Here is a 19,837-nt window from a genome sequence, read left to right as displayed (position 1 = left end):
ACCACTAGGGTTTTGGCAATGGAAGGAAAGAGACGACGGCCATGGTATAATGGCTTGGGGCAAGGAGGGGAGAGCATGGCAAAGACTTGGCAGAGAGTCTTCTCGCTGTTTTCTGTTGTCCTGCTAACTCTGGCTTTGTCGGGAGCTCATGCCCAGGAAAGCGGCTGCGCAAGACCCAGGGTATCGGTGAGTGGGACGGTTGTGGACGAGGCGGATGTTCAGGAGTACTTGAAGGGGCGATATCCCCACCGATCCTGGGAATCCCTCTGGCAGGAGATACGCACCGTGGTCCTGGAGGAATTGCGGGAGAACTCCCCGCAGATTGACTTTGTGGAAGATGGTAGCGGTTGCGACTACAGCTTTTCCTACACCCTGGGTCTTATTGCCGCAGGGGAGGATATCGAGGTTGCCGGTGTCCTTGAGGGGGAGCACACCGCCGTCTTCATGAGCTCAAAGCTTGTGCAGAACAATGCGTGCGGGTTTCCCGGAAGTGTCCTTGGGGTTTCCGTTGTGCAGGATGACCCCGACGTCTTTCGCACCATCGAGCAGAATATTGACCGGTACGGTTCTCTGGAGACCCGCATTCTGGAGTACGAAAGAACCCACCGGGTTCCCCCACGGGGGCCGGTGATGGAATTTGCCCTGGAGAAGCCCTACGTTTCCCCAAAACTCGATGAACGGGAGATGGATATCCGCGTCCGGGTGGAAAATTGCCGGGGTGAGCCGGTCTTTGATCCGTACCATGGCCAGGTGGTGATTTTCCCCAGAAGAACGGAACGAGGAGAACTGCGCCCCACGAAGGGTTTCCCCCAGGATTTTGTGGTCACCGAAAACCTTGTATTGCTGGAGATTACGGGTGAAGAAGGTGGGTCGATCACCTATACCCTGAGAGAAGGATTAGAACCCGGGTTTGACCTCTTTCAGGCAAAAACCTGCGGCATCGACGGGATCCGAACTCAAGACGTCCTGCCCCCGGTCCCCATTGCCGGAGTGGCTTTAGAGGTCGAGCCGGAAGAGGCGTACATTGCCCCTGGTGCATCGACCGCTGTTGAGGTGCGTCTTTTTCAGGTTACCCCCGATGGGGCGCGTGTCCCCCTGGAGGGTGAGGTGGTCACCGTAGAAGCGAACGGTCTTGTGGATGGTTCCCTAAAACCCCAGGGTAAGGTACGAACCGATGCCCGGGGGAGAATTCAGCTCATGTACCAGGCAGGAGTACAAGAGGAAGGAGTGGAGGTCGTTGCCCGGTACCGGCCTGAGGGATATCCGGATGCCCTGGAGGAGCGAACTTCGGTTGCCTTGGTGGAGGAGCCGGCATGCTGGCGGGGGACAGTGGATATCACCGTGGACCTGTCCTTTAGGGAAACGAAAAAGAGCGATTCCGCAGAATGCGGGAGGGATGAATCAGAACTCGCCACCGAACTCCACGCCCACGTCTGGGGCGAGCTTCTTCTGCGGCCAGGTCAACCCGAGACTATCCTCTCCCAGGATTTCTCGGGGACGTACGAGATGACCATCAAAACCTTCCGTGAGAGCTGTGTGACCACCTGCCGGAGGAAAGGGGTAAGAGGTGAAGTCCCGGTGAGACCGGGGAGCTGGGAATCTTCGGAAACCAGGGTACGCGGCACTTTGAGCGACAGAGATTTTCGAATCTCTGCCAGTGTGGTGGTGGACAGGAAAACCGGGCAGTATCGCTTTTCCTGTGGGTTCAGAGGCCTTATCTGGAGAGGTTTTTCAGAGGTCCTGGGTCGATACCACGACGTCTGCACCGGGGAAACCCGGGAAACCCGTACCGCTTCCCTGGAGACAGAGCTTGACCGCTTCGAGATGTCAAGCGGCGAAATCCAGGAGGTCACCCCAAACCTCAACGTGGTGAAGGGTGAAAAGGTGGTGGAGTACCCCCTGTCCACAGGGGCGGTGAAGTACACCTGGGATTTCCAGCGTATTCCCTGCGGGGAATAGTATCGCTTCATCCTGGGCTGTGTCGCATTGTCGAGGCTTTCACGTGAGACCCTCTTGTTGTTCTTGACGGGGGAAGGGGATGGTGTATACTTTTTCTAAACGACAACGTTGTCGAGGAGGGGGCTGTCTGAAGAAGGACCATTCCCCACGGAAGACTCCCACCATACGGGACGTTGCCCAGGCTGCTGGTGTTTCCCTCAAGACGGTTTCCCGCGTCATCAACGGCGACAAGGGTGTGAGTGCGGAAACTCGAAAGCGGGTGTTGGCCGCCATTGAGGCCCTGGGGTATCGTCCCAATGCGCTGGCCCGAAGCCTTCGGGGCAGAAAGACCTACACCATTGGGGTCGTCATCACCGACATCACCAACGGTTTCTTCAGCACCGTTGTTCGGGGAATCGAGGACGAGGCCTTTGCCCGGAATTACAGCGTTCTTGTAGCGAATTCCGATGAACTCCTGGAGAAGGAGAAACTCTACGTCCGCATTTTCGTGGAGAAACAGGTTGACGGCCTCATTATTGTTCCCGCCACGGGGTCCCAGGCATACCTCAAGGACCTGGCTTCCCACATCCCCCTGGTGTTCGTCGACCGTCCTCCCCGGGGTTTCGATGGCCCTGTAGTTCAGGTGGAGAATAGAGCAGGAGCCTACCGGCTGACACGCCATCTTCTTGAGCACGGCTTTGAACGACTAGCCTTTTTGGCCTCGGATCTCAGGTTGCCTACGGCGCAGGAGCGTTTCGCAGGGTTCCGACAGGCCCTGGACGAGGAAGGAATTAGGCTCTGTGCCGAAATGGTGAAGGATGGAGCAAAGACCATCCACGAGGCATACAGGAAAACCCACGAGCTTCTCGCTCTCCCCCTCCGGCCTCGGGCGATTTTTGCTGCAAACAATCTCGTGGTCCAGGGGGTCCTGAAGGCGATTCGGGAGAGAAACCTCAGGATTCCCCAGGACGTTGCCGTGGTCGGCTTTGACGATTTTGAGATGGCTGACCTTGTTCAGCCTCGCCTCACCGTTGTGGCACAGCCGGCTTATGCCCTGGGCAAGGAAGCAGCGGTTCTCCTGTTCTCCCGGATGACGTGTCCCTCCTTCGCAGGAGAAACCGTGGTGCTCCCCGTGGAGATTGTCCTGCGGGGATCCTGCGGGTGTGGAGGGGAGGCTGCTTTAGGATGCTTTTGAAGGGGGTGAGAGACAGCGCGTGAAAAAAGTGATGTCCTGGGAAACTCTTTGAGGGACAGTCATGCTGAAGGGAGGTATTTCCTGTGCGGAAGGTTCTGGTTGCGCTGGTTTTGGTGGTTCTTGTTGTGGGAGTTCTGGCAAGTGGTGTGTTTGCCGAGGGGAAGAAACCAAAAATCGCCTGGTGTCCTGCTATCAGTGACCCCTTCTACTACATGATTGGCAAAGGCATTGCGGACAAGTGCAAGGAACTCGGGCTTGAACTCTTTGTGGCCGAGTATCCAAAGGCCTGGGGCCCTGAGGTCCAGGTGCCGATTCTTGAGGCTGTGGCTGCACGAGGCGACATTGACGTCATCATCACCGGGCCTACCTCAAAGGATGCCCTCATTGCTCCGCTGAAGCGCATCCACGACATGGGCATTGAAATCATCACCGTGGATACCTACATTGGTGACGGCGATTACTCAAAACCGAGCGAGTACTCCTTCCCTCTCACCTTTATCGGCACCGACAACTTCCAGGGCGGGGTTGAGATCGCCCATCGCCTTGCCGAGATGATTGGGAAGAAGGGGAAGGTTTTCGTCGAAACCACGAACCCCGACGTCTCAAGCGTTGTCGAGCGGGTTGAGGGATTCAAGAAGGGGATGTCGGAGTACCCGGATATCGAAATCGTCGGCGTGGAATACTGCCTTGACATTCAGGAAAAGGCACAGCAACAGGTTGCCGCTGCTCTCGCTGCCCATCCGGATATTGTGGGCATTTTCGGCACCAACCTCTACAGCGCACAGGGTGCGTATCAGGCAGTGGTGAACGCAGGGCTTGCCGGGGTAGTGAAGATTGCCTCCTGGGATGCTACGGAGGACCTCATCAAAGCCCTGAGGGAAGGGAAGGTTGACCTTGTCCTTGCCCAAAAACCCTACGAAATCGGAACACTGGCTGTTGAGGCGGCATACCAATACTTTGTTGAAGGGAAAGAGATTCCCAAGCGGATGGTTCCGGGGTTCTTCTTCTTCACCCGGGACAACGTGGACGATCCGGAAGCCCAGCAGTACATTTACCGGGCAGACTGAGGAAGGGGGGCTTTATGCCCCCTTTCCCCGATCCGGAGGATGACGAGCGTGATGTCTCGCACACAGCTTGTCGCAAGGATTGGTCGGAACTGGGTGGTTCTCTTCCTCTTCCTTCTCTGCGTCGTTTTCAGCTTCACCGGACGAGGCTTTCTCTCGCTGAAGACCCTGAACAACATCCTTCTGACCTCTTCTCCAGCGCTCCTTCTTGCCGCCGGGGAGACCTTCGTCATCATCACGGGAGGTGTTGACCTCTCCGTGGGGTTTGTTCGAGGGCTCATTTCGGTGATTTCAGCCATTGTCATTCGGGACCTCTATGCCCTGGGGTATTCACCGTATTTTGCCATTTTCTGCGGCATCGTTGTGGGAGTGCTCCTGGGGTTCTTGCCAGGTCTTGTGAACGGGATACTGGTAGCCAGGTTTCGGGTGCCTCCCTTTATTGCCACCTTAGGCATGTACGGCATTGCCAACGGCCTTGCGCTGCGATACTCAAAGGGGTTTCCCATTACCTTTCTCCCCGACGAGGTGGGAGAGATTGGCAACGGCTTTTTCTTCTATCTCCTTCCTGGCCGTCTCTTTACGATATTCGAGAAGCCTCTGGGTCTTACCGAAGCCGAGGCGCGAAACCTCGTGGGCATTGTCCCCTACGCCACGGTCGTCGCCTTTGCACTCCTTTTCGTCTTTGGGTTCGTGCTCTCAAAGACCCAATTCGGGCAGCACATCTACGCCATCGGGGGGAATATCGACGCTGCCCGGAGAGCTGGAATCCCTGTGGAGAAGCACCTCATCCGGGTGTACGTCATCTCGTCGCTTTTTGCTGCTTTTTCTGGTGTTCTTTCCACGCTCATTTTTTCCATCGGGACCCACACGCAGTTTGCCGCAAGTCTTGAGCTTTTCGCTATTGCCGCTGTGGTGATTGGTGGGGCAAGCCTCATGGGGGGCAAAGGGAGCATTCTCGGAACAGCTCTGGGGGTTTTTGTGCTCAGCGTCCTTGAAGTGGGGTTTCTGATGAGCGGCATCCTTCCTTTTTACCGGTACATCGCCGTGGGGACGATTCTGGTTTTTGCCGTGGTTATCGATCAGCTGTTCCCGGAAGTTGTCTATGATTGAGGGGAAGCCATGGAACGTGTTATGGTAGGGCAGAAAGAGTGGTTGTATCGCCTGGGAAGAGCCTGGGTGGCCTTTTTTCTCCTCGGTGAAATCGTGGTGTTCAGTATCATCGGCACTGGGTTTTTCAGTGCCAGGAATTTCCAGAACATCCTGGTTGCGGCAACAACCATTCTGCTCCTTGCTGCCGGGGAGACCTTCGTCATCATCACGGGAGGTATTGACCTCTCCGTAGGGTTTGTCATGGGTCTGGCCTGTGTGGTCAGTGCCAAAATTATGGTCATGCTTCAGGCAGCTTCAGTCTCGCAGGGCCTGTCGATTCTTCTTGGATGCGCTGGTGCCCTGCTCTTTGGGCTTTTGCCGGGTCTTGTCAACGGTGCCCTGGTAGCGAAACTTCGGGTTCCTCCTTTCATCGCCACCTTTGGCATGTACGGCGTTGCCTATGGTCTCTCCGAAATCCTCTGCAATAACGTCCCGATTTCCGGACTTCCACCCCTTGTGGGCTTTATCGGAAACGGGTACCTCCTTTACTACCTTCCGGGAAAGGCGCTGACTCTCTTTAGCCCGCCCCAGGGGATCAGCCGGGCCGACATTCGGGCCATGATTCCCCTCTTCCCCAACGTGTTCGTTTTCTCCATTATTGCTGTGGCTATTTTTGGCTTCATCCTTGCCAGAACCCAGTTCGGGCAGCACGTCTACGCCATCGGGGGGAATATCGACGCTGCCCGGAGAGCTGGAATCCCTGTGGAGAAGCACCTCATCCGGGTGTACATGATTTCCTCGTTCTTTGCCGCAATGGGTGGGGTGATGTATACCCTTCGATTCGTGACTGGACGGGCTGATGCCGGGGCAGCGCGGATGCTTGACTCGGTTGTGGCTGTGGTCATCGGTGGGGCAAGCCTCTACGGGGGGACGGGGAGTATGGCGGGGTCCATCATCGGGACCTTGATTATTGCTATGCTAGAGACCGGCATGGTTAACCTGGGTCTTCCCACGTACAACAAGTACGTCTATGTGGGCATCATTCTGGTGCTTGCAGTGCTCATCGACCAGTTCTTCCCGGAGTTCGTGAGAAAAGGGGAGTAGGAGGATGGAAGGAGAGCGAAGACCACTCCTTGAGGTGCGGAACATCGTCAAGCGTTTTGGCGGCCTCGTGGCGGTCAACCGGGTCAGTATGGCGGTGTACCCCGGAGAGGTGGTAGGGCTTTTGGGGGACAACGGTGCGGGAAAGTCAACCCTTATCAAGGTCATTTCCGGGGTGTACCGTCCGGATGAGGGGCAAATTTTCTTTGAGGGGAGAGAGGTTCGCATCACCAGTCCCATGGATGCGATCCGCCTGGGGATTGAAACCATCTACCAGGACCTGGCACTTGCGGAGAACCTCAACGTGTACTCGAATATCTTTTTGGGTCGTGAGAAACTCAAGAAGCTCTTCAACCTCATCCCGGTTCTGGACCACGAGTACATGATGCAGGAGTCACGGAAGGTCCTCGACCGCCTGGGGATAGAAATCCCCTCGCTGCGGAACAAAATCAAAACCCTTTCCGGTGGACAGCGCCAGTCGGTGGCGATTTCCCGTTCCATTTACTGGAACGCTAAGCTCCTCATCATGGATGAGCCGACTGCGGCTTTAGGAGTCACGGAGCAACGGAAGGTCCTGAATCTCGTGAAGACCCTGAGTGCCCAGGGTGTTGCCATCATCATTATCAGCCATCAGCTCTACGACGTTTTCCAGGTTGCGCATCGTCTTGTGGTGCTCCGACGAGGGGAAAAGGTCGGTGAGCGCCTCATCCACGAGACGAATCCCGATGAAATCGTCAGCCTTATAGTGGGAGCAGAACTTGTGGAGGGAGGTCAAAGAAGCTGAGAAAGGGCGGCAGTTGCCGCCCTTTCTGCGTCACTCTTTCTCAAACTGGTCTTTACTTGCGCCACACACCGGGCACACCCAGTCGGGTGGCAGGGCCTCAAAGGGTGTTCCCGGTTCAATCCCCGAGTCCGGGTCCCCCTTGGCCGGGTCGTACACGTATCCACAGATGCGGCAAATGTAGCGGTCCATCGTTCTCCCCCCTTCAAGGGTTTTTCTTTCCTAACCAGGGAAACGCGTTGGAATTCCTCTTCACCCGAAAACCGTGTCAAGACCCATCATGACAATAAAGCCCACAAGGAGGGCATACGTGGCGTAGCGGGCCGAGGGACCATGGTGGGTCTCGGGGATGATTTCATCCCCGATCACAAAGAGCATCGCCCCTGCGGCAAGGGCAAGGCCAAAGGGCAAAAAGGCATGCATGATCGAGACAAGCCCAACACCCAGTATCCCTCCCAGGGGTTCCACAAGTCCGGTGAGAAGGGCGTAAAGGAAGGACCTTTCTCGGCTGTATCCTGCCCCAAGGAGAGACACCGCCACCGCAAGACCTTCAGGGATGTTCTGGAGCCCGATGGCTACGGCCACCGTGATGCCGTCGGCGATGTTCCGACTCCCAAAGCTCACCCCCACAGCGAGGCCCTCCGGGAAGTTGTGTAGCGTAATGGCGAGCACAAAAAGCCAGATTTTCCGAAGTTTCGATGCCGGGCCCTCCTTTCCCTTTTCAAAGTGCTCATGGGGGACAATGCGGTCAAGAAGGTCTAAGAGTGCGGCTCCGGAAAGCACCCCCGCGATGGTCACCCACGTCCCACCCTGCTCGATGGCGGGAACGAGGAGACTGAAAGCAGTGGCAGCGAGCATGACCCCGGCGGCAAAGCCGAGGAGTTCATCCTTCAGGCGGTGGGAGAGGGTATGGAGCGAGGGGGAAAGGATGGGTATGGCACCAAGCGCCGTTGCAAGACCCGCCAGCGTACTCGCTGTGATCCCCCAAAAGAGGTGGTTCATGGCCCAATTTTGCCAGAGAAATTGGAGGATGGCAAGGGTTCAGCGGGCCAGGGTTCGGAAAAAGGCAATACTTCCGGCACCTAAGGCCCCATAATAGGTGAGAAGACGCCAGAAGAACACAAGAAGGCTCGCCTTTCCGCCTTCAAGGAAAGGCTTGAAGAGCGAGGCAAAGGAGAGCTCGGCCACACCGCTTGCTCCAGGGACCGGGGTGAAACGAAGGGCGAAGAAGAGGGGAACCTGGAGATGAATGGCCGAGAACCAAGAGAGACGGGTTTCAGAAAGGGCGAGGAGGATGAAGTAGGTCGTACCGAAGAGGCAGAGGAAGTGCAGGCAGTACATGGCAATGTTCCATCCAAGGTAATGGGGGTTGCGGAGGAAAATGAGGAGTTTTCCCCGAAGGTCGAAGAGGAAGTTGCTGACGAGGGTAGGGATTTCCTGTCCAGTGGGAGCAAGGCGGGGAAAACGAGAGGTTAGAAAGGCACCGATTTTCCCAGAGAGCGCCACAAGGGGCGTGGGGAACCTGAGAAAGGCTGCCAGAATGCCGATGAGGACGGCATAGAGCCCGAGGAGGTACGAGGTGACCTGGAAGATTCGGGAAGGAATGGGCTCTTTCTGGAGGAAAGAGAAAGTGAAGAAGAGGGTCACGAGGCTCAGCGAGTACAGCGCTCCTCCCACGAGGGTCAGCGAGGTTGCCTCCCCAAGGGAGAGCCCGGATTTTGTGAGGACGTAGATTTCGGCAACGTTCCCCCCTGTGTTGGCAGGGGTGATGCCGCTTAAGAAGTACCCAGAGAGAACCGCGGTGAGGCCATCCCGAAAGCGAATGCGCTTTCTCCAGATGCGGGCCGTCACCATAACCCGCAGGGCATCGCAGGACCATCCGCAGATGAGGAGGAGCACACCCAAAAGAAGGTACTGGGGAGCAGGAACGGCAAAGACCACCCGTCCTTCCCGGCGGAAAAGGGAAAGCACGATGAGCACCAGGGCCCCTGCACTCCCGCCCACTCCCACGAGGAACTGCCTGAGAATCTTTCGGGGATTGAGGGCGTGTTCAATTCCGCGCACAATCCCATTATGACAGAAGTTTCGGGCTTCGGCAAGGCTCAGAGGGCTTTTACTCTGAAAAACCCCGCTTTATGGGCAAAAAGCAGACTCAAAAGACACGCAATGGTGCTTTCGGCTCCCCGATTCTCATTGAGCCCAGAAGGCGTGAGTCCATCGGCGCAGGAACCTGTTGCTTCGTCGTAGAGACTCAAGTGGTGGACATTTCTTCCCAGAAACCACTCTAAAGACAGCGAAGCTCGTTTTCGGTTCCTCTCCGGGTCGTAGAATTTCGAGGCTCTGAGGGAGGCAACGAGCATCCAGAAGGCCTCAATGGGCTGCTGGTCAAAAAGCGCCCGTTTCCCTCCCTTCCGATACCACCCTCTATTCCCGATAGGGACGAACATGCCGTCCATAAAGACCTGAGAAGAAAGGAATTCAAAGCTTTCTTTGGCTGCTTTGAAAAACCTCTGGTCCTCGGTGAGTTCATAGGCGGTGAAAAGGGCCAGGGGGAGCAGGGCATTGCCCCAGGTAAGGGCCTCATCGAACCACCTCCACAGGGGGTCGGAATGCTCCCTGTAGCATCTGAGGATCTTTTCCCCAAAGAGCGAGGCGCATTCGGTGATGGAGAGCTCCATCCCCGGGACCGCTCCTTCCGGGACAAGTTCACGCAGGCCCTCGAGGAGAAAACCCATCGGGCGGGGATGGTGCAGGGAGAGAAGATGAGGGGTGAGCCTCTCAAGCATTCTCCGGGCAGGTTCTCTGAGCTCCCGGGGAAAGCAGGAAGAAGCGAACAGGGCCGAAAGCGCCCAGAAGGCTCTCCCCTGACAGTCCTCAGAACCCACCTCGTCAAGGGGTTTACGGTCGATGGCGAAGAGGTTGTGGAAGAGCCCATCGGGTCTCTGAGCCCACTGGAGGAAGGACAGGTACCTTCTTGAGAGTTTCAGTACCCAGGGTTTGCCAAAGAGCTCAAAATGGCGGATGGTCACAAGGAGAGCTCGGGCTACATCATCGGTGGTGTACCCGTGGCGGAGGTCGGGGACGCCGAAAACAGAATGCTGGTAGAGGCCAAAGTGGTCGGTGAGCGCCGCAAGGTACTCGAGGCGAAGAGCGAGGGTCTTTTTCCGTGTCCTCAGGAAGAGCATAGTCCTTCACTCCTTCGAGGACGCGGCACGGGCATGGCAGAGAATACGTTCGAGGAGTTTCGCGTATTCTTGAGCCACCCGGTCCCAGGAGTAGGCTGTCCCGGCGTTTTTTGCCTGGACTTCAATGGCGTGCATTTTCTCGGGGTGCTCAAGGAGTTCCAGGAGTGCTTCCTGGATGGCCGTGGTATTCCGGAAGGGAACGAGAATGCCTGTACCGTCCTGAAGTGCTTCCCGGGCGGAGAGGTAGGGTGTGGAGATGACGATTTTTCCAAAGCGGAGGGCATAGGCGAGGGTACCGCTTGTGACCTGCTCGGGATTGAGATAGGGTGTGAGGTAAATATCTGTTGCGGTAAGGTACTGGGCGAGTTCTTCCTGAGAGAGGTAACGGTTCACGAAGTGCACGTGGTCTTCGAGACCGAGCCTACGAACTTTCTCTTCCAGAAGGGCCCGGTAGGATTCTCCCCGTTTTTCTCGCTCTTTGGGATGGGTTTCTCCGAGGATGAGGTAGAGGACGTTGGGGAAACGGTGAACAACTCCAGGCAGGGCTTCGATGGCGTATTCGATGCCCTTCCCCGGACTGAGGAGGCCAAAGGTGGAGAGAACAGTTCTCCCCGAAAGTCCAAGGAGACTTTTTGCTCTGTCCTTGTCTTCGGGGATGTGGTGGGGCGCTCCGTGGGGGATGTAGGAAATTTTGTGCGGTGGGAGGCCGTACACCCGTTCAAGGATGGGGATGGCCAGACGGTTCATGCAAACGAAGGCGTCGGCGTAGTGAGACATTTCCCGGATAATGGCAAGTTTCCCAGAGTCCGGGCGCGAGAGAACGGTGTGGAGAGTCACAACAGAGCGCTTTTTCAGATGCTTCAGGAAAGTGAGCACAAACTCCCCGTTTTCTCCGCCGAAGATGCCGAATTCGTGCTGGATACTCACCACATCGGCAACATCGCTGGCAATCTTTGCCGCCTTGATGTAGTCGAGCTCGTGGTCCCTCCGCACCACAAAGAGTACCTCAGGAGGTCGCGTTGAAGTCTTTTCCCCTCCCTGTTCAATGGCAATGACCACAGGATGTGCGAGACCCCAGGAAGTAGCGGCAGAAGCAAGGTCCTGGGTGAAGGTGGCCAGGCCGCATTCCGTTGGGGGATATGTTGAAAAATACAGGACCCTCTGATTGCGAGGAGTGGACATTGTTCTCACCTCCCGTGAGTTTTCAGGTTCTCCCATACTCGTCCTCGTAGCGGACGATGTCCTCTTCGTCGAAAAAGCCAAAAGAAATTTCGAGGACTCTCACCGGAGCGCGGTGTGCCCAGAGACGGTGTTTTGTCCCTCGAGGAACAAAAAGCGTTGCAAGGTCTCCAAGCCGGTGTTTCCTCCCCTCGATTTCTGCCGTGGCCTCTCCGGAGAGCACAACCCACAGCTCGTCGCGATGGCGGTGGGATTGCAGGCTCAGTGATGCCTGAGGCTTAACCTCGAGAATTTTCACCGTGGTGGGCTCGTTGAGGGTGTACCGGATGAAACGTCCCCATGGTTTCTGGACTTCTTCAGTACACGGTTCTCTCGTGTGCCGACCGGTGCGACAGGAATGGTTTTGAGTAACCAGATCACGCATGGGAACCACCTCCGCACGAGGGCTTGACGCTGCAGGCGTTCTCTATTATAGTCAAAATATCAGGTTATGTCAAATAGGAGATAATCTCGCCCCGTGACCTTCCTTCGGTCCTGCAGTTTCGAGGGAGAAGTACGTGGGCTCCTCCACCAGGCGATTGACAGCGCCCGGAAAGTGCGGTACTTTTAAGGGCAAAATGTGGGAAACGAGGGGACAGGGAATGGATGGGAGTTTCTATATCACGACGCCAATCTACTATGTGAACGACGTTCCCCACATCGGGCATGCCTACACCACCTGCGCTGCCGACGTTCTGGCCCGTTTCCACCGCATGAAAGGGGAACGGGTGCTCTTCTCCACGGGAACCGACGAGCACGGGCAGAAAATCGCCAGGGCTGCTCAGGATGCTGGTCTTACTCCCCAGGAACTCGTGGATCGGGTGGTCCTTCGTTTCCAGGACCTCTGGAAACGGATGCACATCTCCCACGATGTGTTCATCAGGACAACCGACCCCGAGCACGAGAGAACCGTTCAATCGTTCTTTCTCCTCCTCAAGGAGAAGGGATACATCTACAAGGGTGAGTACGAGGGATGGTACTGTGTACCCTGTGAGACCTTCTGGACGGAAGCGCAGCTTGAAGGGCGCCTGGTGTGTCCTGATTGTGGCAGGCCCCTTGAGCGCCTGCGGGAGGAGAGCTATTTCTTCGCCCTCTCGAAATTTACCGAGCCTCTCCTGAGGTACCTTGATGAGCATCCCGACTTCGTGATGCCGGAGAGCCGCTTCAATGAAATCTACAGTTTCGTGAAGGGGGGCCTCAAAGACCAGAGCATTTCTCGATTGGGGGTCCGGTGGGGGATTCCCGTTCCCGGAGACCCAGATCACACCATCTACGTCTGGTTCGATGCGCTCATCAACCACCTCACGGTGGTGGGGTTTGGGAGGGATAGGGAACTCTTCGAGACCTTCTGGCCTTCGGCCCACCACCTTGTGGGGAAGGACATCCTCCGGTTCCATGCTGTCCTCTGGCCCAGCATGCTCCTTGCGGCGGGGCTTCCTCTCCCCCGGCGGGTCTTCGCCCATGGCTGGTGGACGGTGGAGGGAGAGAAGATGTCCAAATCCAAGGGCAATGTGGTGGACCCCCTTGAGGTTATTGCCCGATTTGGTGTGGATCGCTTCCGGTACTTCCTCATGCGGGAGGTGAGCTTTGGGCTGGATGGGGATTTTTCGGAGCGGGCATTTGTGGAGCGGAGCAATGCTGATCTTTCGGATAACTTCGGAAACCTCATCCACCGGACGCTGAACATGGTCTGGAAGTACCGGAGTGGCCGGGTGGCGAAACCTTCCCGGTATGAAGACCGGGAGTGGGAAGAGCTCCTTCAGGAGGTTCGAGAACGGTTCTTCGCCTTTATGGACCGTTTTGCCTTCTCCCAGGCCCTTGGAGAGGTCTGGCGTCTTGTGCACTTCGGCAACCGTTACCTCGACCAGAGGGCCCCCTGGCGGATGGCAAAGGATCCGGGTCTTGGGGAGGAACTCGACCGGGTGCTATATAGACTCCTTGATTGCGGAAGGATACTCGGGGTGTTTGTGTTCCCCTTCATGCCGGAGACTGCAACGAGGCTTTTGCAGTACCTGGGGGTGGAGGAAATTCTGGAGGATTGCAATCCTCTGGCGCTGTGCGATTGGGGGAAGGGTCCATCGGTGTTCTCTGTGGCTCAGCCTGAGCCCCTGTTTCCTCGCCTGCAGGGATGAGAGGAGGTTGAACGGAATGCAATCTCAGGAAATCCACCTTGAAGATTTCCAGAAAATCGACCTTCGGGTTGGGGAAGTGGTGAGCGCCGAGCGGGTGGAGGGAACCCGGGCCCTTATGGTGCTCCGGGTGAACCTGGGAACGGAGGAACGGACCCTGGTTGCCGGACTGGCTCCGTACTATTCGGTGGAGGAGATGGTGGGGAAAAAGGTTGTGGTGGTCGCCAACCTCGAACCCGCGGTCATCCGGGGGATCAAATCCCAGGGAATGCTCCTTGCCGCCGATGACGGGCAGGGGAAGGTGAGCCTCGTCACCGTTGATCGAGACATCGCTCCGGGAAGCAGAGTGCGATGACCTTTTGGGTCGACATTCACGCCCACCTTGACGACAAGGCCTTCCGGGAGGATCTCCCCGAGGTGCTGTCCCGTGCCCGGAAGGTGGGAGTGGCGCACGTTGTCACCGCTGGGACCTCTCTTGAGTCTTCGGAAAAGGTCGTGGAACTCGTCCGGCTCTATCCCGGGGTCTACGGATGTGTGGGGGTACACCCTCAAGAGGTGAAGGGGGAGGTCGACCTTTCACCGCTTGAGGACCTCCTCAAAGAGGAAAGCATCCTCGCGGTGGGGGAGGTTGGCCTCGATTACTTCTGGGACACAACCTACAAAAAAGAGCAAAAGGCCGTTTTTGCTGCTCAGGTTGAACTCGCTGAACGGTACAGCCTTCCCCTTGTGGTGCACTCCCGGAATGCAGAGGAGGACGTCTTCCGGATTCTCGCAGAAAAAGCCAGAAACGTCCCTGTGGTGTGGCACTGCTTTTCGGGGGATTCGGAACTCCTCAGGCGTGTTCTCTCCCGGGGGTGGTACGTATCTTTTGGCGGTGTGGTGACCTATCCGAAGGCGTTTCGTCTCCGGGAGATGGCGCGGACGGTTCCTCCTGAGCGTCTTTTCCTCGAAACCGATGCGCCTTATCTTGCGCCTCAGCCAAAGCGGGGTGCAAGAAACGAGCCGGCATTCCTCGTGGAGACGGCGGGCTTTTTCGCCGCTCTTTTGGGGGAAAACCCCGAGGACCTGAAGGCGTGTCTTTGGGAGAACTTCCTTCGGGTTTTCCTCAGAAATTCCCATCCGTAACCTCTTCTTTTTGGCATGTTTCTTTATCACCTCCCCTGCGGGAGGTGATAGCGTGATCCGGGGAATCTACACTGCCCTTTCGGGGCTCAATCTCCACGAAATCAAGCAGGCTATCCTCGCCAACAACATTGCCAATATCGACACCCCGGGCTTTAAAAAGGACGTCTTCTCCATTGAGGGAGGAGAGGTAGCGGAGCTTTTCCGCTTTGTTTCTGGAGAACATCCCGCTTTTGTGGGGGAACTCCCCCTTGCTGTGCAGCCCCAGGTGGAGTTCACCACCGATTTTTCCCAGGGCAGGTTGGAGATGACGGGGAACCCCCTGGATCTCGCCATCGAGGGTGAAGGGTTTTTCGTGGTGATGACCGGGGAAGGCGAAGCGTACACCCGGGCAGGGAATTTCCTGCGGAGTGCCGATGGAAGGCTTGTGACTCCAGGGGGGTATCCTGTCCAGGGAGAGGGGGGCGACCTCGTGCTTCCCCCGCAGGGAGAGGTGGTGGTGGATGAAGAGGGCAATATCCGGGTGGGGGAAGAGGTGGTAGGGAAACTCCGGATTGTGCGGTTCGCTGATCCTGGCCTTCTGGAGAAACAGGGTGAGAACCTCTTTCGGGTGCCAAGAGGAGTGGTGCCCGAGGTGGCCCAGCGGTATACCATCCGGCAGGGATTTCTGGAACGGTCCAATGTGGAGATTGTGGAGGCCATGGTGCGGATGATTGAAGCCCTCAGAGAGTACGAGCTCACCCAGCGGGCTGTAGTGGCCCAGGATGAAACGCTGGGGAAGGCGGTAAATGACATCCCTCGTCTGGGATAGGAGGAGGAGAGCGATGATTCGAGCGCTATGGACGGCGGCCACGGGGATGCAGGCCAAGCAACTCGACCTCGATGTGATTGCCAACAACCTCGCCAACGTCAACACCACGGGGTTCAAGAAGAGCCGGGTGGACTTCCAGGACCTCATGTACCAGGTTATCCGCTTCAAGGGAACCCCCACCTCTCCCGAGACCCAGGTTCCTTCGGGCATTGAGGTGGGTCTTGGGGTACGCCCGGCGGCCATTCAGAAGATTTTCTCCCAGGGTGATGTCTACGAAACTGGGAATCCGCTGGATCTCGTGATCGAGGGGGATGGGTTCTTCCAGGTCCTTCTCCCTGACGGAACGGTGGCCTACACGAGAGACGGGTCCTTTAAGCTCGATGCCCAGGGAAGGATGGTCACAAGCGATGGATTCCCTCTTGAGCCTCCCATCACCATTCCTCAGGAAGCTGAGTCCATCACCATCGCCCAGGACGGGACGGTTACGGTGAAGATGCCCGGGGAGACGGAACCTCAGGAAGTCGGAGTGATTGAACTGGTCCGTTTTGTGAACCCCGCAGGACTCCTGAGTATTGGAAGGAACCTCTACGTGGCCACAGCAGCTTCAGGCGATCCCCAGGTGGGAACCCCAGGACTTGGGGGTTTCGGGACGCTGGCCCAGGGGTTTCTCGAGACCTCCAACGTCCAGATTGTGGAGGAGATGGTCCGGATGATTTCTGCCCAGAGAGCTTACGAGATCAACGCCAAAGCGGTCACCACGGCCGACGAGATGATGAGCATCACCAACAATATGAAGAGGTGAGGCCGTTTGCGGCTGTGGGTGGGGGTTTTTGTGCTTTTTGGCCTTTTAAGCGCGGTGTCTTTGGCCTTTGCGCTGACCCTTGAGGTGCGCCTCAGGGAGGAGGTCGTGGTCTTTCAGGAGACCCTCACACTCGGGGATATCGCCGAGGTCTTGTATCCTGATCCCCGGTGGGAGAAGGTTCTGCGGGGCTTGAGCCTTGGGGCTTTGCCTTCTCAGGGAGAGCGGGTGATTTCGCCCCAGGAAATCTACGCCCGGGTGGTAAGGCAGGGGGTTCCGGGTCTTGACTACATCTACTTCTCCGGGGCCAGTGTCTCCCGGGTGCGGCGAGGAGGAGTGCCGGTAGTCCGGGAAACCCTTGAGGATGAGATTCGCAAGGCTTTACAGGAACGTTTCCCTGAAGCCGAGCGAATTGAGGTAACCCTCCTTGAGGAGTCCGGGATTACCCTCCCCACCCCAGAGTTTACGGTGGTGCTCCCAGAGACCCTGAAACCCTGGGGGGTACAGGGGGCGGATATTGTTGCAGAGGATGGGACGCAGAGGAAAACGGTGCGATTCGCTCTTTCGATCTACCGTCCTGTGGTTCGGGCCAGGAAAGACCTAACCGCTCGCGCGACCATTGGCCCGGAGGACGTTGCCGTGAGTGTTGAGCCGGTGTCTTTTGCAACTGAGAAGGCCTGCACCGCCCTTGAAGAGGTTCTGGGGAAACCGGTGCGGAAGACCATCAGAGCCGGGGATCCTGTTGTGCCCACCGCTTTGGGGAAGGACGTCCTTATTAAGCGAGGGGACCTTGTGACCATGGTGGCAGAGTACGGGGGCATTGTGGTGACGACCACAGGGAAGGCCCGGGGGGAAGGGACCTTAGGAGATCGCATTGTTGTTGAGAACACCTCCTCCCGGAAGAGGGTGGAGGGCATCGTTGTTGATGAGCGGACTGTGCGGGTGGTGGTCCAGTGAGGTGGCTTTTCGGTTGTCTTGTTGGTCTTTCCCTTCTTTTCGGAGGTGTGGCCTTCGGGGAGTCCCTCTGGCGGGACGATGGGTGGTTCTCGGAACCTTACGTGGCGGAACGGGCCAGGGACGTCGGAGATGTGGTCACGGTGATCCTTGAAGAACAGACCAAGGGAACGGCTACAGCTTCATCCCAGGGCAGCAACGAGACGCAGGTTGGGCTTCAAGCAGGCCAGGGCATCTTTGATTTTCTTCCCCCGGCGCAGCTCAACCACAAGAGTTCTCAAACAGGGAAGCGTTCGTATAGCCGGGGTGTCACCTTAAGTGGTGTCATCGCCTGCCGGGTTGTCGAGGTTCTCGAGAACGGTCACCTCCGCATTGCGGGCAAAAAGGAAATCTTCCTCAATAAAGAGCGGGAAACCCTGAGTATTGAGGGAACCATCGATCCCCGTCTGCTCTCGCCACAGAACACCATTTCTTCCACCCAGGTGATGGACGTGGTGATTCGTCTTGAAGGAACGCTCAAGCCCAAAAAACAGAGTGGCCTTTTGGGGGTGCTCCAGGGACTTTTCGGTTCCATTCTTGACGTGCTCTTTTAGAGGGGAGAAGATGAGGCGGCTTTTTGGAGTTCTCATCAGCGTCTTCTGCGTTCTTCTGGCGTTGCCCCTTCGGGCAGAGGTGGTGCGGATTAAGGATATCACCGACATCGAGGGTGTGCGGGGGAATCAACTCGTGGGGTACGGGCTGGTTGTGGGGCTCTCGGGCACCGGAGACAGCCAGAGCACCCTCTTCACCAACCAGGCCCTGGCGAACGTCCTGGCGAAGTTCGGTATCCCTGTTGACTCACAGCTTGTGCGTTCCCGAAACGTCGCTTCAGTTCTTGTGACCGCAGAGCTTCCTCCCTTTGTCCGGAACGGGGAGCGCATCGACTGCACCGTTTCTTCTTTGGGGGACGCTAAAAGCCTCCAGGGAGGGGTGCTGCTCCTCACCCCGCTCAAAGGGGTGGACGGAAAGGTGTACGCGGTGGCCCAGGGGCCGGTTTCCATCGGAGGGTTCAACGTTGGTGGAGGAGGGGGAAACCAGGTGCAGAGGAACCACCCCACGGTGGGCCGGATTCCCGGCGGGGCCATTGTGGAACGGACGGTGGAGACGAATTTCTTCGACGCTGCCCGGGGAACCCTCACCCTCCTTCTCCGAAACCCCGATTTTGTCACCGCCTCCCGCATCGCTCAGGCCATCAATGTGGAGCTTGGAGGCGATGCAGCCCGGGTTTTAGATGCAAACCGGGTGGAGGTGCGCATCCCCGAGCGCTACCGGGACCAGGTGTCCCAGCTTGTGGCGTTTCTGGGGGAAATTCCGGTGATGCCTGACGCGCCGGCCCGGGTGGTGGTGAACGAACGCACTGGGACCATCGTCATCGGGGGGAACGTGAGGATTCTCCCCGTGGCTTTGGCTCACGGGAATCTCACCGTGACCATCAGAACCCAGTACGAGGTGTCCCAGCCCCCGCCGTTCTCGCCGGGGGAAACCGTGGTGGTACCGGAGACACAGGTTCAGGTGGAGGAGCAGGAAGCCCGTCTTTTCCGGGTGGAGTCAGGCAATACCATCGATGACCTTGTACGGGTGCTCAACGCTTTAGGCGTGAGCCCAAGAGACCTCATCGCCATTCTCCAGGCTCTGAAAGAGGCAGGGGCGCTGCAGGGAGAACTCGTGATTCAGTGAGGGATGGTGTATGCGCATTGAGGGGAAGTGCTCAGGGTATTTGACAGGAGAGGAAAAATCGTTGAAAATGATGCAAAAGGCCTGCAGTGATTTCGAGGCCTTCTTCCTGGGGTTTGTGTTCAGACGGGCGTTTGTGCCGGTGTTCTCTTCTTCGCTCTCAAGCCGGGAGGAGCTGTGGTTTCGGGAGCTCTGGGTCGAGGAGGTAGCCAAAAGGGCGAGTGCCCAAGGAGGGGTAGGTCTGGGGAAGTTCCTTTTCGAGCGTCTCGTGAAAGAGGGGAAGTTCCGTGACCCTGGCGAAGTGTAAGCGGTGTGGGGCGATTTTCCAGAAGGTCATCGAGCGAGACCTCTGCCCGGCGTGTCTGGCCAAAGAGGAAGAGGAATTCCAGAAGGTGAAGGAGTTCTTCCGCCGGCATCCCAAGGCACGGCTTGAAGAGGTCAGCGAGGCCACTGGCGTAGAGAGAAAGGTGATTCTGGAGTTCGTGAAAGAGGGACGGTTGCAGGTTGCGTCTGAGGCGCAGCCTGTCCTTGAGCTTTTCTGCGAGCGGTGTGGCAAGCCTATCCTTACGGGGCGTCTCTGTGAGGAGTGCCGCCGGAAAGTTGCCCAGCTCGTCCAGAGCGGAGAGAAGAAAAAGCCCTCAGGGCCTGATTTCTACTTTAAAGATGCGCTGAAGAAAAAGAAGGAACAGGGCTAAAGAAAACTCAAAAGGCGTCGATATATAGGGGCAGAAGGGGAAG

At 57.3% G+C, this 19,837-nt stretch carries 22 protein-coding genes; 16 read left to right on the top strand and 6 right to left on the bottom strand.

Translation table 11 applies throughout. From position 1 onward, the window contains the following. The first annotated feature begins 75 nt into the window (after positions 1-75). The 6 genes from ACP6EK_RS00600 (at position 76) to ACP6EK_RS00575 (ending at position 7,171) form a co-directional block, all read left to right on the top strand. Positions 76-1,959 (top strand): hypothetical protein, encoded by a 1,884-nt coding sequence (locus ACP6EK_RS00600; RefSeq protein WP_438316423.1) that lies wholly within the window; start codon positions 76-78, stop codon positions 1,957-1,959. Positions 1,960-2,038: 79 nt separating this feature from the next. Beyond that, positions 2,039-3,133 carry a LacI family DNA-binding transcriptional regulator gene (locus tag ACP6EK_RS00595; RefSeq protein ID WP_438316420.1) on the top strand — a complete coding sequence of 365 codons (1,095 nt, stop codon included), beginning with the start codon at positions 2,039-2,041 and terminating at the stop codon, positions 3,131-3,133. Positions 3,134-3,216: 83 nt separating this feature from the next. Beyond that, positions 3,217-4,200, top strand: coding sequence for an ABC transporter substrate-binding protein (locus ACP6EK_RS00590; RefSeq protein WP_438316417.1), 984 nt, complete (start codon positions 3,217-3,219; stop codon positions 4,198-4,200). 51 nt (positions 4,201-4,251) lie between these two features. After that, positions 4,252-5,307: an ABC transporter permease gene (locus ACP6EK_RS00585; protein WP_438318779.1), complete on the top strand. Its 1,056-nt coding sequence runs from the start codon at positions 4,252-4,254 to the stop codon at positions 5,305-5,307. Between the two features lie 9 nt (positions 5,308-5,316). Further along, the gene (locus tag ACP6EK_RS00580) at positions 5,317-6,390 is read left to right on the top strand and encodes an ABC transporter permease (RefSeq protein ID WP_438316414.1); all 1,074 of its coding nucleotides are present in this window, start codon (positions 5,317-5,319) and stop codon (positions 6,388-6,390) included. Positions 6,391-6,394: 4 nt separating this feature from the next. Then, positions 6,395-7,171, top strand: coding sequence for an ATP-binding cassette domain-containing protein (locus ACP6EK_RS00575; RefSeq protein ID WP_438316411.1), 777 nt, complete (start codon positions 6,395-6,397; stop codon positions 7,169-7,171). A 30-nt stretch (positions 7,172-7,201) separates the two neighbouring features. Here ACP6EK_RS00575 and rd read toward each other — a convergent pair whose 3' ends face one another. From rd to ACP6EK_RS00545, 6 genes are read right to left on the bottom strand one after another with little or no spacing between them, the layout of a single operon-like run. Continuing rightward, the gene (rd, locus tag ACP6EK_RS00570; RefSeq protein ID WP_017889538.1) at positions 7,202-7,360 is read right to left on the bottom strand and encodes a rubredoxin; all 159 of its coding nucleotides are present in this window, start codon (positions 7,358-7,360) and stop codon (positions 7,202-7,204) included. 60 nt (positions 7,361-7,420) lie between these two features. Further along, positions 7,421-8,170, bottom strand: a complete 750-nt coding sequence (locus tag ACP6EK_RS00565) for a ZIP family metal transporter (RefSeq protein ID WP_438316408.1) — start codon at positions 8,168-8,170, stop codon at positions 7,421-7,423. A 39-nt stretch (positions 8,171-8,209) separates the two neighbouring features. Next, positions 8,210-9,232 carry a lysylphosphatidylglycerol synthase transmembrane domain-containing protein gene (locus tag ACP6EK_RS00560; RefSeq protein ID WP_438316405.1) on the bottom strand — a complete coding sequence of 341 codons (1,023 nt, stop codon included), beginning with the start codon at positions 9,230-9,232 and terminating at the stop codon, positions 8,210-8,212. 38 nt (positions 9,233-9,270) lie between these two features. Next, positions 9,271-10,353: a glycosyltransferase gene (locus ACP6EK_RS00555; RefSeq protein WP_438316402.1), complete on the bottom strand. Its 1,083-nt coding sequence runs from the start codon at positions 10,351-10,353 to the stop codon at positions 9,271-9,273. A 6-nt stretch (positions 10,354-10,359) separates the two neighbouring features. After that, a complete protein-coding gene (locus ACP6EK_RS00550; protein WP_438316399.1) occupies positions 10,360-11,535 on the bottom strand; it encodes a glycosyltransferase family 4 protein in 1,176 nt (391 codons plus the stop codon). A gap of 22 nt (positions 11,536-11,557) precedes the next feature. Further along, positions 11,558-11,956: a phosphomannose isomerase type II C-terminal cupin domain gene (locus ACP6EK_RS00545; protein WP_438316396.1), complete on the bottom strand. Its 399-nt coding sequence runs from the start codon at positions 11,954-11,956 to the stop codon at positions 11,558-11,560. A gap of 217 nt (positions 11,957-12,173) precedes the next feature. On the opposite strand from ACP6EK_RS00545, the gene metG (ACP6EK_RS00540) reads away from it, so the two are divergent. Genes metG (ACP6EK_RS00540) through ACP6EK_RS00495 form a run of 10 tightly spaced genes read left to right on the top strand, consistent with a single transcriptional unit; the run spans position 12,174 to position 19,794 of the window. Further along, the gene (gene metG, locus ACP6EK_RS00540) at positions 12,174-13,703 is read left to right on the top strand and encodes a methionine--tRNA ligase (RefSeq protein WP_438316394.1); all 1,530 of its coding nucleotides are present in this window, start codon (positions 12,174-12,176) and stop codon (positions 13,701-13,703) included. A 16-nt stretch (positions 13,704-13,719) separates the two neighbouring features. Beyond that, complete coding sequence (metG, locus tag ACP6EK_RS00535) at positions 13,720-14,055, top strand: methionine--tRNA ligase subunit beta (RefSeq protein ID WP_438316391.1); 336 nt, start codon at positions 13,720-13,722, stop codon at positions 14,053-14,055. After that, complete coding sequence (locus ACP6EK_RS00530) at positions 14,052-14,825, top strand: TatD family hydrolase (RefSeq protein WP_438316389.1); 774 nt, start codon at positions 14,052-14,054, stop codon at positions 14,823-14,825. Before metG (ACP6EK_RS00535) ends, ACP6EK_RS00530 begins: the two co-directional genes overlap by 4 nt. A gap of 52 nt (positions 14,826-14,877) precedes the next feature. Next, the gene (gene flgF / locus ACP6EK_RS00525; protein WP_438316386.1) at positions 14,878-15,633 is read left to right on the top strand and encodes a flagellar basal-body rod protein FlgF; all 756 of its coding nucleotides are present in this window, start codon (positions 14,878-14,880) and stop codon (positions 15,631-15,633) included. A gap of 13 nt (positions 15,634-15,646) precedes the next feature. Continuing rightward, positions 15,647-16,435, top strand: coding sequence for a flagellar basal-body rod protein FlgG (gene flgG / locus ACP6EK_RS00520; protein ID WP_438316384.1), 789 nt, complete (start codon positions 15,647-15,649; stop codon positions 16,433-16,435). A 6-nt stretch (positions 16,436-16,441) separates the two neighbouring features. After that, on the top strand, positions 16,442-17,389 hold the full coding sequence (gene flgA / locus ACP6EK_RS00515; RefSeq protein WP_438316381.1) for a flagellar basal body P-ring formation chaperone FlgA: 948 nt from the start codon (positions 16,442-16,444) through the stop codon (positions 17,387-17,389). Continuing rightward, positions 17,386-17,979 (top strand): flagellar basal body L-ring protein FlgH, encoded by a 594-nt coding sequence (locus tag ACP6EK_RS00510; protein ID WP_438316378.1) that lies wholly within the window; start codon positions 17,386-17,388, stop codon positions 17,977-17,979. Before flgA ends, ACP6EK_RS00510 begins: the two co-directional genes overlap by 4 nt. Positions 17,980-17,989: 10 nt before the next feature. After that, a complete protein-coding gene (locus ACP6EK_RS00505) occupies positions 17,990-19,102 on the top strand; it encodes a flagellar basal body P-ring protein FlgI (protein WP_438316375.1) in 1,113 nt (370 codons plus the stop codon). A 10-nt stretch (positions 19,103-19,112) separates the two neighbouring features. Then, on the top strand, positions 19,113-19,406 hold the full coding sequence (locus ACP6EK_RS00500; protein WP_438316372.1) for a hypothetical protein: 294 nt from the start codon (positions 19,113-19,115) through the stop codon (positions 19,404-19,406). Beyond that, complete coding sequence (locus ACP6EK_RS00495; RefSeq protein WP_438316370.1) at positions 19,387-19,794, top strand: MerR family transcriptional regulator; 408 nt, start codon at positions 19,387-19,389, stop codon at positions 19,792-19,794. The genes ACP6EK_RS00500 and ACP6EK_RS00495 overlap by 20 nt, the downstream gene beginning before the upstream one ends. Positions 19,795-19,837 lie beyond the last annotated feature (43 nt).

The sequence above is a fragment of the Candidatus Caldatribacterium sp. SIUC1 genome (assembly GCF_051549785.1).
In the GTDB taxonomy this organism is placed as follows: domain Bacteria; phylum Atribacterota; class Atribacteria; order Atribacterales; family Caldatribacteriaceae; genus Caldatribacterium.
Note: the sequence above shows the minus strand (reverse complement) of the source record. Positions and strands in the feature narration are given on the sequence as shown.

Excerpts from the sequence above, each read along its gene's own strand:
- ACP6EK_RS00530 (WP_438316389.1), top strand. The coding sequence starts at position 14,052 with ATGACCTTTTGGGTCGACATTCACGCCCACCTTGACGACAAGGCCTTC.
- ACP6EK_RS00500 (WP_438316372.1), top strand. The coding sequence starts at position 19,113 with ATGCGCATTGAGGGGAAGTGCTCAGGGTATTTGACAGGAGAGGAAAAA.
- ACP6EK_RS00595 (WP_438316420.1), top strand. The coding sequence starts at position 2,039 with ATGGTGTATACTTTTTCTAAACGACAACGTTGTCGAGGAGGGGGCTGT.
- rd (WP_017889538.1), bottom strand. The coding sequence starts at position 7,360 with ATGGACCGCTACATTTGCCGCATCTGTGGATACGTGTACGACCCGGCC.
- ACP6EK_RS00545 (WP_438316396.1), bottom strand. The coding sequence starts at position 11,956 with ATGCGTGATCTGGTTACTCAAAACCATTCCTGTCGCACCGGTCGGCAC.
- metG (WP_438316394.1), top strand. The coding sequence starts at position 12,174 with ATGGATGGGAGTTTCTATATCACGACGCCAATCTACTATGTGAACGAC.
- flgG (WP_438316384.1), top strand. The coding sequence starts at position 15,647 with ATGATTCGAGCGCTATGGACGGCGGCCACGGGGATGCAGGCCAAGCAA.
- metG (WP_438316391.1), top strand. The coding sequence starts at position 13,720 with ATGCAATCTCAGGAAATCCACCTTGAAGATTTCCAGAAAATCGACCTT.
- ACP6EK_RS00575 (WP_438316411.1), top strand. The coding sequence starts at position 6,395 with ATGGAAGGAGAGCGAAGACCACTCCTTGAGGTGCGGAACATCGTCAAG.
- ACP6EK_RS00565 (WP_438316408.1), bottom strand. The coding sequence starts at position 8,170 with ATGAACCACCTCTTTTGGGGGATCACAGCGAGTACGCTGGCGGGTCTT.
- ACP6EK_RS00600 (WP_438316423.1), top strand. The coding sequence starts at position 76 with ATGGCAAAGACTTGGCAGAGAGTCTTCTCGCTGTTTTCTGTTGTCCTG.
- ACP6EK_RS00585 (WP_438318779.1), top strand. The coding sequence starts at position 4,252 with ATGTCTCGCACACAGCTTGTCGCAAGGATTGGTCGGAACTGGGTGGTT.
- ACP6EK_RS00505 (WP_438316375.1), top strand. The coding sequence starts at position 17,990 with ATGAGGCGGCTTTTTGGAGTTCTCATCAGCGTCTTCTGCGTTCTTCTG.
- ACP6EK_RS00580 (WP_438316414.1), top strand. The coding sequence starts at position 5,317 with ATGGAACGTGTTATGGTAGGGCAGAAAGAGTGGTTGTATCGCCTGGGA.
- ACP6EK_RS00555 (WP_438316402.1), bottom strand. The coding sequence starts at position 10,353 with ATGCTCTTCCTGAGGACACGGAAAAAGACCCTCGCTCTTCGCCTCGAG.
- ACP6EK_RS00550 (WP_438316399.1), bottom strand. The coding sequence starts at position 11,535 with ATGTCCACTCCTCGCAATCAGAGGGTCCTGTATTTTTCAACATATCCC.